This window comes from Tumebacillus flagellatus, from assembly GCF_000714935.1.
Classification (GTDB): domain Bacteria; phylum Bacillota; class Bacilli; order Tumebacillales; family Tumebacillaceae; genus Tumebacillus; species Tumebacillus flagellatus.
The window spans coordinates 35,241-48,703 of sequence record NZ_JMIR01000006.1; the positions used below are offsets into that span (position 1 = coordinate 35,241).

A 13,463-nucleotide genomic window follows, 5' to 3' on the forward strand; every position below is an offset into this window, starting at 1 on the left:
CGAAAGGGCGGAACTAGCTTTACGTTCGGCTGATAGGATAGTAGTCGTAGGGCAGTGATCAAACACATCTAATGTGAGAACATTTCTAAGGGACCTAAAAGGGGGACTTTCCGTGTTGAACGTGTCGAAAAAAGCGGTCGCAATGGGTATGGCAGCAACGTTGGCCGCTGGTCTGATGGTAGGTTGCGGATCTTCTGATTCTTCTGCTCAAGGCGGTTCGAAAACCGGTGACGCAGGCAAAACCACGGACACCGCACAAACTGACATCTCTGGCAAAATCACCGCTTCCGGTTCCACGGCGCTGCTTCCGCTCGTCAAACAAGCTGCGACCGAGTTCCAAGATAAAAATAAAAACGTAACCATCGACGTTTCCGGCGGCGGCTCCGGCACCGGCCTCAAGCAAGTGGCAGAAGGCTCCGTCACGATCGGGATGTCCGATGTTGAATCTGGCAAGGACTACGCGGACAAGGGCCTCGTCGACCACCAAGTCGTCGTCGCACCGTTCGTGCTCGTGACCAATAAGGACGTAAACGTCACCAACTTGACCAAGGATCAAGCGGGCAAGATCTTCACCGGCGAAATCACCAACTGGAAAGACGTTGGCGGCAAAGACGAGAAGATCACCATCGTCGGCCGTCCGGAATCGTCCGGCTCCCGCAAACTCGTCAAGCAACTGGTGCTCCCGGCTGACAAGGACTTCGCGAAAGACGCAATCGCGCAAGACTCCACCGGCGCTGTTCGTCAAACCGTTCAACAAACCGCGGGCGCGATCGGCTACATCGACGCTCCGTACATCACCCCGGACATCAGCGTGCTGTCGTTTGACGGCGTCGCGTACAGCGAAGACAACATCTACAACGGCACCTACAAACTGTTCGCGTTCGAGCACATGTACACCAAAGGAACGCCGGACAAAGCAACCCAAGCGTTCCTCGACTACATCATGTCCGACGAGTTCCAAAGCAAAGACGTCAAAGACCTGAAGTTCATTCCGGTCAACAAAATGAAAAAGTAAGCTCAAGCCTTCAGCAACACCACGGGGGTAGGGACGGTGATCGCTCATCGTCCCTACCCCTATGTCAAAAACCAATTGTAAAAGTTGTCTAAAATATTCATGAAATTAGGTAATGAACAGGAGGTTCTCTCCATGGATATCGCGATCAAAGAAACGCACGATGATCGCTGTGCATCGGCACCGCCGAGCTGGAACAACCGCCGCCGCCGGGCAGACCGCATGATGCACTGGTTGTTTATCGGCAGCGCGGCGTTTGTGTCGCTGATTATTTTTTCGATCATCCTCTTCGTCGGCAGCCAAGGGCTGAAGACGTTTGCCGACGTGAGCGTTCTGCAATTCTTCTCGCTGGATTGGACGCCGTCGGAGAACAAGTTCGGCGCGGGCGTGTTCATCCTCGGGTCGTTCATCGTCACCGGCCTTGCGCTGGTGCTCGCCGTTCCGTTTGCGGTTTTGGGTGCCGTGTTCATGTCGAAGATCGCGCCGAACTGGATGCGCGAGATCATGCGCCCGGCGACCGACCTGTTCGTCGGCATCCCGTCGGTCGTCTACGGTCTGGTTGGCTTGACCACGTTCGTGCCGATCGTCGGCAAACTGACCGGCACGGCGGGATTCGGCGTCTTGCCGGCCGCGCTGATCCTCGCGATCATGATTCTGCCGACGATCCTCTCCGTTTCCGAAGACGCGATTCGCACGTTGCCGGGGTCGCTTGAAGAAGCGTCCTACGCGCTGGGCGCCACCCGCTGGCAGACGATTCGCAAAGTGTTGATTCCCGCGGCGACGCCGGGCATTTTGACGGGCGTGATCCTCGGCATGGGCCGTGCGATCGGCGAAGCGATGGCCGTGCAGATGGTCATCGGCAACGCGCCGCTGCTGCCGAAGGGTCTCGGCGACCCGACGTCCGTTTTGACCACGCAAATCGTCAAAGAGATGCTGAACGCGCCGTTTGGCTCCACGCTCAGCAACTCGTTGTTCTTGATGTCGCTTGTGCTGTTGCTCGTCTCTCTGTCTCTGATTCTCATCATCCGAATCGTGGCACGCAGGAGGGCTGTGTAATGAACTCCAAACTGACGAATCGACTCGCCACGGGCATGTTCTGGCTGGTCGGCCTGGGAATTCTCGCGATCCTCGCGTGGTTTCTCTGGCACATCTTGAGCGCCGGTCTCCCGCACATCTCGTGGAAGTTTCTGACCAAGAAGCCGGAAGAGATGCTCTCCGGCGGCGGCATCGGGCCGCAGCTGTTCAACTCGTTCTACATCTTGGCGCTGTCGCTGCTCTTCTCGATTCCGTTTGGCGTCGGGGCGGGGATCTGGCTCTCGGAATACGCCAAGAAAAACCGCTTCACCGACCTCGTCCGCCTCGCGACCGAAATGCTCGCGTCCGTCCCGTCCATCGTCTTCGGCCTGTTCGGTCTGCTCGTGTTCGTCACGACGCTGCACATGGGCTACTCGATCATCGGCGGGGCGCTCACGCTCTCGTTGCTCAATCTCCCGGTTTTGGTGCGCGTCACGGAAGAAACCCTGCGCGCCGTGCCGGATTCTTACCGCGAAGCTTCCTTGGCACTGGGTGCCACCAAGTGGCAGACGATTCGCAAAGTCTTGCTGCCGACGGCGCTCCCGGGCCTCGTGACCGGCATCACCCTCGTTGCGGGCCGCGCGCTCGGCGAATCGGCGATCTTGATCTTCACCGCCGGCGTCTCGGTGTCGCGCTTCGCTCCGGACTTCAACGTGATGGCGTCCGGTGAAACGCTCGCCGTGCATCTCTGGTATGTGCGCTCGGAAGGTCTCGTGCCGGATGCCACGCAAATCGCGGAAGGCACAGCCGCTCTGCTCGTTCTCGTCGTCCTCATTCTCAACTTGGTGATCGCCCTGCCGAGCCGCTTCTTGCAGCGCAAGATGGCCGGGAAATCTTCCTAATCTTTGCACTTGACTTAAGGAGGGAACGATTGTGACTATGACCGCCGTTCAAGAAAAAATCCGCGTCCAGAACCTCAACCTGTTTTACGGAGACAACCAAGCGCTCTACGACATCGACCTCTCGATGCAAGCCGGTTCGATCACGGCGTTTATCGGTCCGTCCGGCTGCGGCAAATCGACGCTCCTGCGCACGCTCAACCGCATGAATGATTTGATCCCGAGCGTGAAGATCACGGGCGAAGTGCTCGTCGACAACCAGAATATCTACGCGGACGACACCGACGTCGTCTCGCTTCGCAAGCGCGTCGGCATGGTCTTCCAGCGCCCGAACCCGTTCCCGATGTCGATCTACGACAACATCGCGTACGGCCCGCGCATCCACGGCATCAAGCGCAAGCGCGACCTCGACGAAATCGTGGAAAAATCCCTTCGCCAAGCGGCGCTCTGGGAAGAAGTCAAAGACCGCCTGAACAAATCGGCGATGGGTCTGTCCGGCGGCCAGCAACAGCGTCTGTGCATCGCCCGCCTGCTCGCCGTCGACCCGGACGTGCTCTTGATGGACGAACCGACGTCTGCGCTCGACCCGATCTCCACGCTGAAAGTGGAAGAGTTGACCCAAGAACTCAAAGACAAATACTCGATCATCATCGTGACGCACAACATGCAGCAAGCGGCACGCATCTCCGACACCACGGCGTTTTTCCTAAACGGCGTGATGGTGGAGCACGGCGAGACCGACAAACTGTTCACCAACCCCGGCGACCAGCGCACGGAAGATTACATCACCGGCCGATTCGGTTGATTCACGATTTTGTTGATAAAGGAGCGAAACCTTGTGGACGCTAGAAAAGGATTTCACTACGCACTCGAAGAGTTGCAGCAAAGCATTTTGAAAATGGGTGTGCTGGTCGAAGAAGCGATCTACCATGCCGTGAAGTCTCTGGCGAACCAAGACCTCAAGATCGCAGAACACGTCATTCAAAACGACCGCCAGATCAACGAGCGCATGATCGAGATCGAATCGCTGTGCTTGAAGTTGCTCGCGCTGCAGCAACCGATGGCATCCGACCTGCGCGTGATCGGCACGGCGATGAAGATCGTCACCGACTTGGAGCGCATCGGCGACCACGCGGTGGACATCGCGAAGACCACGCGCCGCCTGCAGGGCGAAGCGCTGGTCAAACCGCTGGTCGACACTCCGAAGATGGCGGGCATGATCAAAGAGATGCTGCACGAAGCTCTGAATTCCTACGTCAAACGCGACGTTCAACTGGCGCTGTCCCTGGCGGAGAAAGATGATCAAGTCGACGCGCTGTACAAACAGATCTTCAACGAACTGCAAGAGCTGATGGAGCGCGATTCGTCGAACGTCAAGCAAGCGATCTTGCTCTTGATGGTGTGCCAAAACCTTGAGCGCATCGGCGATCACGCCACCAACATCGGCGAATGGGTCATCTACATGGTCAGCGGAGACCGCACCGACTTGAATATCTGACAGAGACGGGCAGGACATGAGGGTCGCCTGCTCGAAATCCAGTACAGACGTGTTGGACGGAGAGCAGGTGATTTTTTTTGGAAACATATGAAGGACGCGTCAAGAAAGTGACGTTTCAAGCGGAGGACGACGGCTACACGATCGCCACGCTGGAAACGGAAGACTCCAAGTCGATTTTGACGATCGTGGGTCTCATGCCCGGGATCAGGGAACGAGACCCCGTCCGCGTGTCCGGCACGTGGACGCGCCACGACAAGTTCGGCCCGCAGCTGCAAGTTCAGACGTGGGAGAAAGTGATTCCCCAGACGGTCGACGGCCTGTTGGACTACTTCTCGTCCGGCGCGGTCAAGGGCATCGGCAAAGCGACCGCCCGGAAGATCGTCGGTCACTTCGGGCTGGAGACGCTGAACGTGTTGGAGCGCGCTCCCGAGCGGCTGACGGAAATCGAAGGGATCGGCGAGAAGAAAGCGGAGCGGATTCTGGCGAGCTTCCGCGAACACCGCGGCGTGCAATCGCTCGTCTACTATCTGGCGTCCAAGGGCGTCTCGACCGGTATCGCCGGGCGCATCTACAAACGCTACGGCGCCCAATCGGTGTCGGTCTTGGAAGAGAACCCGTACAGGTTGGCAGACGAAGTGCCGGGCATCGGCTTCAAGACGGCCGACGCGCTCGCGCAGCAGATCGGCATCCCGCCGCTCGCGCCCTCGCGCTTGAAGTTCGGACTGAAATTTGCGCTCTCAACCGCCGCCGACGAGAGCGGTCACGTCTACCTTCCGCTCCAAGAGCTGCTGGAAAAAAGTATCAGTCTGCTCGGCCCCGACACTGCCCCGCATCTCCCTGCCGCGCTGCAAAGTTTGACGGAAGAGCGCACCGGCGGGGTCAAAGTGGAGAACGGGCGGGTCTACCTGACCGGCTTCTATCTTATGGAAGAAAAAACAGCCGAGCGCCTGCGCGGGCTGATCGACGCCGAAAGCGCCATCGACGAACTGGACGCGGGCGTGATCGACGACGTGGAGCGCGAAGAAGGGCTCTCGCTGGCACCGCTGCAGCGCGAAGCTGTGGAGGCCGTGCTGACCGAGCGGCTCGTCGTCGTCACAGGCGGCCCCGGCACCGGCAAGACAACGACGGTCAAAGCGATGATCGCCGCGCTCGCCAAACAGCGCATCCGCCCCGTGCTCGCCGCCCCGACCGGGCGAGCGGCGAAACGCATGACGGAAAGCACCGGCGTGGAATCGAAAACGTTGCACCGCTTGCTCGAATACGGGCAGGTCGAGGGCGAAGGCTTGAAGTTTCAACGCAACGAAGACAACCGGCTGGAAGGCAAAGTGTTTATCGTCGATGAAGCGTCGATGATCGACCTGTACCTTTTTTATTGCTTGTTGCGGGCGCTGCCCGACGACGCGCGGCTGGTGCTGTGCGGCGACATCGACCAACTGCCGAGCGTCGGCGCGGGCCGGGTCTTGCAGGATGTGATCGACTCCGGCCGTGCCAAAGTGGTACGCTTGCTGACGATCTTCCGCCAGGCGGGAGAGAGCTACATCGTCAAAAACGCGCACCGCATCAACCAAGGGCAGTTGCCGCAGTCGGCGAAGGATTTCTTTTTTGTGGAACAGCGGGGTGTGGACGACGTGATCGCGTACGTGCTCGATCTGGTCACGCGCCGTCTGCCGAACTATTTGCAGGGAAATCCGCTCGACAACATCCAAGTGCTCGTGCCGATGCGCAAGGGGCCGCTGGGTGTGGACGCGCTGAATCTGCACTTGCAAGCGGCGCTCAACCCGAAGTCGTTGGACAAGCGAGAACACAAGCAGTTTCGCGAAGGCGACAAAGTCATGCAAATTCGCAATCATTATCAAAAGGACGTCTACAACGGCGACGTCGGACGCATCGTGTCGCTCGACCCGGACGAGGAAGACCTCACCGTCGAGTTTCCCGAAGGCGGCGAGTCGCGGCTGGTGACGTATCAAGCGGGCGAATGGGATCACTTGACGCTCGCGTACGCCGTGTCGGTGCACAAGAGCCAAGGCAGCGAGTATCCCTGCGTCGTGTTTCCCGTCGTGTTTCAGCACCGGGTGATGCTCCAACGCAACTTGCTTTACACCGGCGTCACGCGGGCGAAGCAGTTGGTCATGCTCGTCGGAAACAAAGGCGCGTTGCAATACGCTGTGCAGAACGCCGACAACCAACACCGATACTCCGGTCTCTGCGATCGGATTTCACACTAGCAGGTACACATCCAGGAGGTGTTCCCCCATGGCGGCTTCCCGCATTCTGGTGGTAGATGACGAAGAATCGATTTCCAAACTGGTCGAGTACAATTTGCAGCAAGCGGGATTTGACGTGCTGACGGCCGACACCGGCACGCGCGCGTATGAAATTTTGCAAGAGACGCCGCGCCCGGACTTGGTCGTGCTCGACTTGATGCTGCCGGGCATCGGCGGGATGGAGCTGTGCCAGCGACTGCGCAAAGAGGGCATCTCCACGCCGATCATCATGCTGACAGCCAAGGAGGACGAGGTCGACCGCATCTTGGGTCTGGAGATGGGCGCGGACGATTACGTGACCAAGCCGTTCTCGCCCCGCGAACTCGTCGCCCGCGTCAAAGCGGTGTTGCGCCGCGCCAACGAAGACAGCGGCGAAGAAGAGGGCGTGTACAACTGCGGTGAGATCCTGCTGGATGTGAACCGCTACGAAGTCTCCATTCGCGGACAGCACGTCGATTTGACGCCGCGCGAATTTGAACTGCTGCATTACCTCGCCAAGCACATGGGCCGCGTGATGAGCCGCGACCACTTGCTCGACAAAGTGTGGGGGTATGAATTTGCGGGCGACACCCGCATCGTCGACGTGCACATCTCGCACTTGCGCGACAAGTTGGAGCGCGACCCGAAACAGCCGGAGTACATCAAAACGGTGCGCGGCGTCGGCTACAAACTCGTTCGGGGTGAATGATGGGACTCAGGGGCATTCGCGGAAGGATCGTGCTGACCTATGTGGTTCTCATCGGGTTGGCGCTCTCGGTCTTCGGGGTGTACACCCTGCAATTCATTGAAAAAATGTACATGGATTCCATGCAGGATCGAGTCCAGGAAGAAACTTCCCTGCTCGCCAAATGGGTCGTTCCGTATTTGAAATTGAACGAAGCGCACGAACCGTCCACAGAGCTGCAAGACATGGTCTCGCGCACGTCGCTGGAAACGGGCGGGCGCGTCACCGTCCTCGACACGGAGGGCAACGTGTTGGTCGATTCGCGTCTGGACAGCGAATCGTCGGAAAACCAACTGCGCTTGCCGGAAGTGTCGGCGGCGGTGCACGGCACGACGGGCACGAACGTGCGCAAAGCGTCGTACTCGCAGTTCAACATGCTCTACCTCGCCGTCCCTGTGCTCGGCGACGACAAGCCGGTCGCCGTCGTGCGCATGGCGGTGCCGCTGGAAGTCGCGCACGACACGCTGACGTGGCTGTGGGGGCGTATCGGGATTTCGCTGTTGATCGTAGCCGTCCTCGCGTCGCTGTTCGGCTTGCGGTTTGCGCACGGCATCGCCGCTCCGATTGAAGCGATCACGCAGACGACGCGCAAGATCGCCGAGGGCGCGTTCGACGAGCGGGTGTACCAGCGCGGGCGGGATGAACTCGGCTTGATGGCCGATTCGATCAACGCGATGGCGGCACGCTTGTCCGATCAGATTGAAGACCTCACGCAGCAAAAAGGCAAAGTGGAAGGGATTCTCTCGCACTTGGTCTCCGGCGTGTTCGTCGTCGACCGCTCGGGGCGTGTGACGATGGTCAACCAAGCGGCGGAAAAACTGATCGGCGTCAAAGCGGACGAGATGATGCAGAAGTGGCACTGGGAGGCGGGCGGCAACTTCGGGCTGTCTTCCTTGGTCGACGAAGCGATCCTCGTCGGCACGGAGCAGAAGAAGGAAGTGACGTTTTACAAGCCGGTTGAGCGCACCGTCGAAGTCTACATCACGCCGATTCACTCCAACTACAACCGCATTGCCGGCGCGGTGGTGCTGATGCACGACGTGTCCGACTGGCGGCGCTTGGAGCGCATGCGCAGCGAATTTGTCGCCAACGTCTCGCACGAATTGCGCACGCCGATCACGGCGGTGCGCGGGTTCTCGGAAACTCTGCTCGACGGCGCGATGGAAAACCCGGAGATCACCAAGCAGTTTTTGCAGATCATTCACGATGAATCGACGCGCTTGACCCGCTTGATCAACGAGCTGTTGGAACTTTCCAAGATCGAGTCCGGGCACATCCAGTTCCGCTTGGGGACGGTCGACTTGGTGAACGTGGTGGAGCGCACGCTGGTGCAGTACCGCCACCAAGCCAAGCAAGCGGACGTTCAGCTTTCGATGCAACTTCCGCCGGGCAAAGTCGAGTTTGAAGCGGACGCCGACCGCGTGCAGCAAGTGCTGATCAACCTGCTGGGCAACGCCATTGCGTACACGCCCGCCGGCGGTCATGTCACGGTGCGCGTGGAAGACTTGGGCGACGAAGTGCTGATGGAAGTGCAAGACACGGGGATCGGGATTCCGGAAGAAGATCTGCCGCGGCTGTTTGAGCGCTTCTACCGCGTCGACAAAGCGCGAGCCCGCCGCTCCGGCGGCACCGGACTGGGCCTCTCGATCGTCAAGCACATCCTTGAGGTGCATCACGGGCGGGTGGACGTCTCCTCGAAAGTCGGAGAGGGAAGTCGGTTTCGCGTGTACTTGCCCAAGAAGCAACCGGAAATGTAAACGCATCAAGAGAATCAAAAAAATCAAGTAAAAGCAAGCACATCCGCACAGGATGTGCTTTTGCCGTTTGGAAACGAACAACCCCCTTGGGGGATTTTGCTAAATCGGGTATACTGTACACACGGAATTGTAAGAAAAGGGATCGATTTTTACATAGGAGGGACTCTTCCATGAGCAAAATCGCGTTGGTAACGGACAGCGCCGCTTACCTGCCGCTTGATATTCTTGAGCAATACAACATCACCGTCGTGCCGCTGATGGTCAACTTCGGAAACGACTCCTACCGCGAGGGCTTTGACATCACCTCGGACGACTTCTACGTGCGACTCGCTTCGGAAAAAGCCCTGCCGACCACCTCTCAACCGGTCGTGGGAGAGTTGGTGACCAACTTCGAAAGACTCCTGAAAACGCACGACAGCGTGATCGCGGTCTTGCTCTCCAGCGGCTTGTCCGGCACCGTGAACTCGGCGGAAACGGCTGCCAGGATGGTCGGCGGCGACATCTCGGTCATCGACTCGAAGATCACCGCATGGGGCCAAGCCTACATGGTGCTCGAAGCTGCCAAACTGCGCGAAGAAGGTCTGTCCAAGGACGAGATCGTCTCCCGCTTGCTTCAGTTGCGCGACCAGATCGGCGCGTACTTTGTCGTCGATTCCTTGGAACACTTGCATCGCGGCGGCCGCGTGTCCGGCGTTTCGGCGATGCTCGGCTCGTTGCTCCAAGTCAAACCGGTGCTGCGGGTCAACGACGGCAAACTGGAAATGTTCGAAAAAGTCCGCACCCGCAAAAAAGCCCTCGCCCGCGTCATCGAACTCATGCATGAGAAAGTCGGCACCGACGGCAAACTTCACGCGTCCGTCGTCTACTCGGACGTGAAAGCGGACGGCGAAGCGTTCCTTGCGCAAATGCAAGACGCATTCCCGGAAGCACAATTGGAACTGACCCAGCTCGGCCCGGTCATCGGGACGCACGTCGGCCCCGGCCTGCTTGCGGTCATCTACGCGATCCGATGAAGCAGAGCGGCTGGCGGGAGGCGTTGCTGAACTTGCTGTTCCCGCGCCCGTTGCATTGCCTGCTGTGCCGCCAAAACTTCACACACACCACCGAAGAGGCGGTTTGCGCTCTCTGCTTGGCACAAGTCCAAGCGAGCGCACCGCCTCTTTGTCGTTCGTGCGGCAAACACTCGCCGGGGCGGTCGGTCTGCTACGACTGCCGCCGCCGGGAGGAGTCGTTTTTTCTCAAAGCTTGCTCGTACGGTCCCTATCACGGCAGACTTCGCGAACTGATACTCGCGTTAAAAAAAGACCGCCGCACGGAAGTCTTGCCGATTCTCACCGGATATCTCGCCGACGTTTGGGCGGGGCAGTTGGCAGACCGCGACATCGCACTGTTGGTGCCGGTGCCGATTTCCGAAGAGAAGCGCCGCGAGCGCGGGTTCAACCAAGCGGGATTGTTGGCGCGGGAATTGGGACGTGCGGTTCGGGTGGACGTGTGTGAAGCGTTGAAGTGGCTCGGCAAACGACGGGCGCAAATCGCGCGGGATCGGCAGCAGAGGTTGGAAGGCATGGAGGGGGAACTGGGGCTTACGGAATTCAGCATGGAAGTCGCCGGCAAAGTCGTTTGTCTGCTGGACGACGTGTACACGACAGGCGCAACGGCAAACGCCTGCGCAAAAAAACTGCACGAAGCCGGGGCGCGGGCGGTGTACGTGTTGACGGTGGCGAGGTAGAGGCTTTAGACTGGTTTTGTTAACCTGCTTTTCTTGTGCGGTTGACAATTTGATTGAGGACGAAGGATGGAGACAGATGGCGTCTGAAGACGTGTTGCGCATCTTGGCGCACCGAGCGCCTTTTTTATTTGTGGAATCTGTGGTGGAGTTGGTGCCGGGAGAGCGGGCCACGGCGAAATCGCATGTTCCAAGTGTTGACTTGCAAGCGCTAGGCGCAGGTCTTCTCCCGAGCGTCCCGCTCTGGTACGCCGTTGAATTTCTCGCGCAGACGGGCGCGCTCGCCGTGTTGTCGGCAGCGTCTGTCGGAGAACGGACGCTGATGACGGGCTTGGACGACTTTACGCTGTTCGAGGCGGGCAACGTCGACGAACCGCTGTACGCCGAAGTCGCGCTGCTTGGCGAGCGGCGCGGCATCGGCAAACGCCAGGGCACCGTCTGGCAAGGAACGCGCAAACTCGCAGAAGGGCTGGTGTGGTATGCCAGAGTCCGGTAAGAAACGCATCGCGCTCGTCACCGGCGCGTCCGGCGCGATCGGAGGCGCTGTGGCGGAACTCTTGGCGCAACGGGGCGAGGATGTCTATCTGGGATATCGCTCGCAGCGGGAGAGCGCCGAAGCACGGGCGGCGTATCTGCGCGAAACGTATGCCGTCCAAGCAGTCGCCCTTCCGCTGGAGTTGCTCGACCGGGAGAGCATTCGCCGCGCCGTGCAACAGATTCACGAGCAAAGCGGAAGGCTCGACATCCTCGTGCACAGCGCGGGAGTGGCGCGCGATAAACTGTTGATTCAAACGCAGGAGCGGGACTTCGACGAGTCGCTGGAGATTCATACCGCGTCGCTTTTTCGACTGTTGCAAGCGTGTCTCCCCGTCATGCGCTCGCACCGGTACGGGCGGATCGTCGCGTTCACGTCGTACGCCGCGCTGCACGGCCGCGCCGGACAATCGGCGTATGCGGCGAGCAAAGCCGCGCTGATCGGGCTGATCAAAGCGGCGGCGTTGGAAGAGATCCCGCACGGGATCACGCTCAACGCCGTCGCACCGTCCGTCACCGAATCGGCGATGACCGACGCCCTCTCGAATTCCGAACGAGCACGCCTGCTTGCCGCGATTCCGATTGGACGGATGCAAACGTCCGCAGAAGCGGCGCGGTTGGCGGTCTGGCTGACTTCTCAAGAAGCGTCCTCCATTTCCGGTCAAGTCTTGGAGGCCGATACTCGAATGCACAGGTGGTAGAGCCCATATGACAAAAACAAACTCCACGCGACGCCGCGTCGTCGTGACAGGCATCGGCGCGGTCACTCCGTTTGGCGCGGGCGTGCCGCTGTTTGCCGACGCGCTGCGGGCGGGGCGAAGCGGAATTTCCCTCTTGAGACAACTGGATACGTCCGGCGTGCGCACGAAGGGCGGCGGAGAAGTTCCGTTTTTTCCGGAGCCGGGGGAGTTGCGGTTTGTGCAATTCGCAAGGCTTGCCTGGCAGGAAGCGTGGAACCAAGCGGGCTTGCAAGGGGCGGTCGATCCGGCGCGCCTCGGCGTGCTGCTCGGCACTTCGCGCGGCGCGATTCGCGAACTGGAATTGGCGCACGTCTTGCGGGACGGAAGAGATCCGGCTGCGTGCGGGTTTCGTTTTGGAGACGGTGCAGTTCCGGAACTCTCGCAATTGTTGCCCAAGCTGTTCCCTCTGTTCGGCTCTTCCGGGCTCGGCGCAACACTTGCGAAACTATGCGGGGCGGCGGGGCCGGTCGGCACGATGTCGGCCGCTTGCGCGTCCGGCACGATTGCGATCGGCGAAGCGGCGCAGTGGATTCGCGAAGGCCGCTGCGACGCCGTGATTGCGGGCGGTGCGGAAGCGCCGTTCACGCCGGTATCGTTTGCCGGCGTCTGCTCGTCCAAAGCGATGAGCGAGCGCTGGGAAGACCCGGCGTCCGCATGCCGGCCGTTTGACCGCACGCGCGACGGCTACGTGATGGGCGAAGGGGCGGGCGTGCTGATCCTCGAAGCCGAAGAGCACGCACGCGCCCGCAACGCCAAGCCGCTGGCGGAACTTCTCGGCTATGCGCAGACGGACGACGGGTCGCACATCACCGTTCCGACGGGGGTCGGGCTTGCCGAAGCGATCGCGGGCGCGTTGCAAGACGCGGGTGTCGCGTCAACCGATCTCGACTATATCAACGCGCACGGAACGGCTACCGTGCTCAACGACCGCTTTGAAACCCTCGCCGTGAGGAATGCACTCGGCAAGCACGCCGATCTCGTGCCGATTTCGTCCACGAAGTCGATGACGGGACATCTGCTCGGGGCCGCCGGAGCGGTGGAAGCGATCGCGACGATCTTGGCGCTTTGCGAAGGGTTTTTGCCGCCGACGATCAACCATCGCGAGCCCGATCCGGCTTGCGGTCTTGATGTGGTGCCAAACGTCGCCCGCGCCGCGCGGCTGCGGACGGCGATGTCGCAGTCGCTCGGGTTCGGCGGTCACAACGCCGTTTTGGTGATGCGCCGATTTTCAAGAGTCTGAATCATCTTTTGCATCCTGAGAACGTCTGATATAATAAATGACGAATGGGACAGGA

13 protein-coding genes are annotated in these 13,463 nt (G+C 59.9%); all 13 read left to right on the forward strand.

Annotation, left to right across the window (positions count from 1 at the left end; translation table 11 throughout):
* Window positions 1–112: 112 nt before the first annotated feature.
* A complete protein-coding gene (locus EL26_RS05865) occupies window positions 113–1,015 on the forward strand; it encodes a phosphate ABC transporter substrate-binding protein (RefSeq protein WP_238546064.1) in 903 nt (300 codons plus the stop codon).
* Between the two features lie 132 nt (window positions 1,016–1,147).
* A complete protein-coding gene (pstC, locus tag EL26_RS05870; RefSeq protein ID WP_038085607.1) occupies window positions 1,148–2,068 on the forward strand; it encodes a phosphate ABC transporter permease subunit PstC in 921 nt (306 codons plus the stop codon).
* Window positions 2,068–2,928 (forward strand): phosphate ABC transporter permease PstA, encoded by an 861-nt coding sequence (pstA, locus tag EL26_RS05875; RefSeq protein ID WP_038085608.1) that lies wholly within the window; start codon window positions 2,068–2,070, stop codon window positions 2,926–2,928. Before pstC ends, pstA begins: the two co-directional genes overlap by 1 nt.
* A gap of 37 nt (window positions 2,929–2,965) precedes the next feature.
* On the forward strand, window positions 2,966–3,730 hold the full coding sequence (gene pstB, locus EL26_RS05880; protein ID WP_038085610.1) for a phosphate ABC transporter ATP-binding protein PstB: 765 nt from the start codon (window positions 2,966–2,968) through the stop codon (window positions 3,728–3,730).
* Between the two features lie 33 nt (window positions 3,731–3,763).
* Window positions 3,764–4,423 (forward strand): phosphate signaling complex protein PhoU, encoded by a 660-nt coding sequence (gene phoU / locus EL26_RS05885; protein ID WP_038085613.1) that lies wholly within the window; start codon window positions 3,764–3,766, stop codon window positions 4,421–4,423.
* A gap of 77 nt (window positions 4,424–4,500) precedes the next feature.
* On the forward strand, window positions 4,501–6,648 hold the full coding sequence (gene recD2 / locus EL26_RS05890; protein WP_038085616.1) for an SF1B family DNA helicase RecD2: 2,148 nt from the start codon (window positions 4,501–4,503) through the stop codon (window positions 6,646–6,648).
* A gap of 28 nt (window positions 6,649–6,676) precedes the next feature.
* Complete coding sequence (locus tag EL26_RS05895) at window positions 6,677–7,375, forward strand: response regulator transcription factor (RefSeq protein WP_038085618.1); 699 nt, start codon at window positions 6,677–6,679, stop codon at window positions 7,373–7,375.
* Entirely contained in the window at window positions 7,372–9,168 is a 1,797-nt protein-coding gene (gene pnpS / locus EL26_RS05900; protein ID WP_081857009.1) for a two-component system histidine kinase PnpS, read from the forward strand. The genes EL26_RS05895 and pnpS overlap by 4 nt, the downstream gene beginning before the upstream one ends.
* A gap of 170 nt (window positions 9,169–9,338) precedes the next feature.
* Window positions 9,339–10,181, forward strand: a complete 843-nt coding sequence (locus tag EL26_RS05905) for a DegV family protein (RefSeq protein WP_038085623.1) — start codon at window positions 9,339–9,341, stop codon at window positions 10,179–10,181.
* Window positions 10,178–10,897 carry a ComF family protein gene (locus tag EL26_RS23495; RefSeq protein WP_152559181.1) on the forward strand — a complete coding sequence of 240 codons (720 nt, stop codon included), beginning with the start codon at window positions 10,178–10,180 and terminating at the stop codon, window positions 10,895–10,897. The genes EL26_RS05905 and EL26_RS23495 overlap by 4 nt, the downstream gene beginning before the upstream one ends.
* A 76-nt stretch (window positions 10,898–10,973) precedes the next feature.
* Entirely contained in the window at window positions 10,974–11,390 is a 417-nt protein-coding gene (locus tag EL26_RS23500) for a hotdog family protein (RefSeq protein ID WP_052036052.1), read from the forward strand.
* A complete protein-coding gene (locus EL26_RS05920) occupies window positions 11,374–12,129 on the forward strand; it encodes an SDR family oxidoreductase (RefSeq protein WP_038085626.1) in 756 nt (251 codons plus the stop codon). The genes EL26_RS23500 and EL26_RS05920 overlap by 17 nt, the downstream gene beginning before the upstream one ends.
* Window positions 12,130–12,136: 7 nt before the next feature.
* Window positions 12,137–13,408 carry a beta-ketoacyl-[acyl-carrier-protein] synthase family protein gene (locus EL26_RS05925; RefSeq protein ID WP_038085627.1) on the forward strand — a complete coding sequence of 424 codons (1,272 nt, stop codon included), beginning with the start codon at window positions 12,137–12,139 and terminating at the stop codon, window positions 13,406–13,408.
* Window positions 13,409–13,463: the final 55 nt, after the last annotated feature.

Bases quoted from the DNA above. Each gene is read 5' to 3' on its own strand.
- pstA (WP_038085608.1), top strand. From the start codon at position 2,068: ATGAACTCCAAACTGACGAATCGACTCGCCACGGGCATGTTCTGGCTG.
- EL26_RS05925 (WP_038085627.1), top strand. From the start codon at position 12,137: ATGACAAAAACAAACTCCACGCGACGCCGCGTCGTCGTGACAGGCATC.
- pnpS (WP_081857009.1), top strand. From the start codon at position 7,372: ATGATGGGACTCAGGGGCATTCGCGGAAGGATCGTGCTGACCTATGTG.
- pstB (WP_038085610.1), top strand. From the start codon at position 2,966: ATGACCGCCGTTCAAGAAAAAATCCGCGTCCAGAACCTCAACCTGTTT.
- EL26_RS05905 (WP_038085623.1), top strand. From the start codon at position 9,339: ATGAGCAAAATCGCGTTGGTAACGGACAGCGCCGCTTACCTGCCGCTT.
- EL26_RS23500 (WP_052036052.1), top strand. From the start codon at position 10,974: ATGGCGTCTGAAGACGTGTTGCGCATCTTGGCGCACCGAGCGCCTTTT.
- EL26_RS05920 (WP_038085626.1), top strand. From the start codon at position 11,374: ATGCCAGAGTCCGGTAAGAAACGCATCGCGCTCGTCACCGGCGCGTCC.
- pstC (WP_038085607.1), top strand. From the start codon at position 1,148: ATGGATATCGCGATCAAAGAAACGCACGATGATCGCTGTGCATCGGCA.
- EL26_RS05895 (WP_038085618.1), top strand. From the start codon at position 6,677: ATGGCGGCTTCCCGCATTCTGGTGGTAGATGACGAAGAATCGATTTCC.
- EL26_RS23495 (WP_152559181.1), top strand. From the start codon at position 10,178: ATGAAGCAGAGCGGCTGGCGGGAGGCGTTGCTGAACTTGCTGTTCCCG.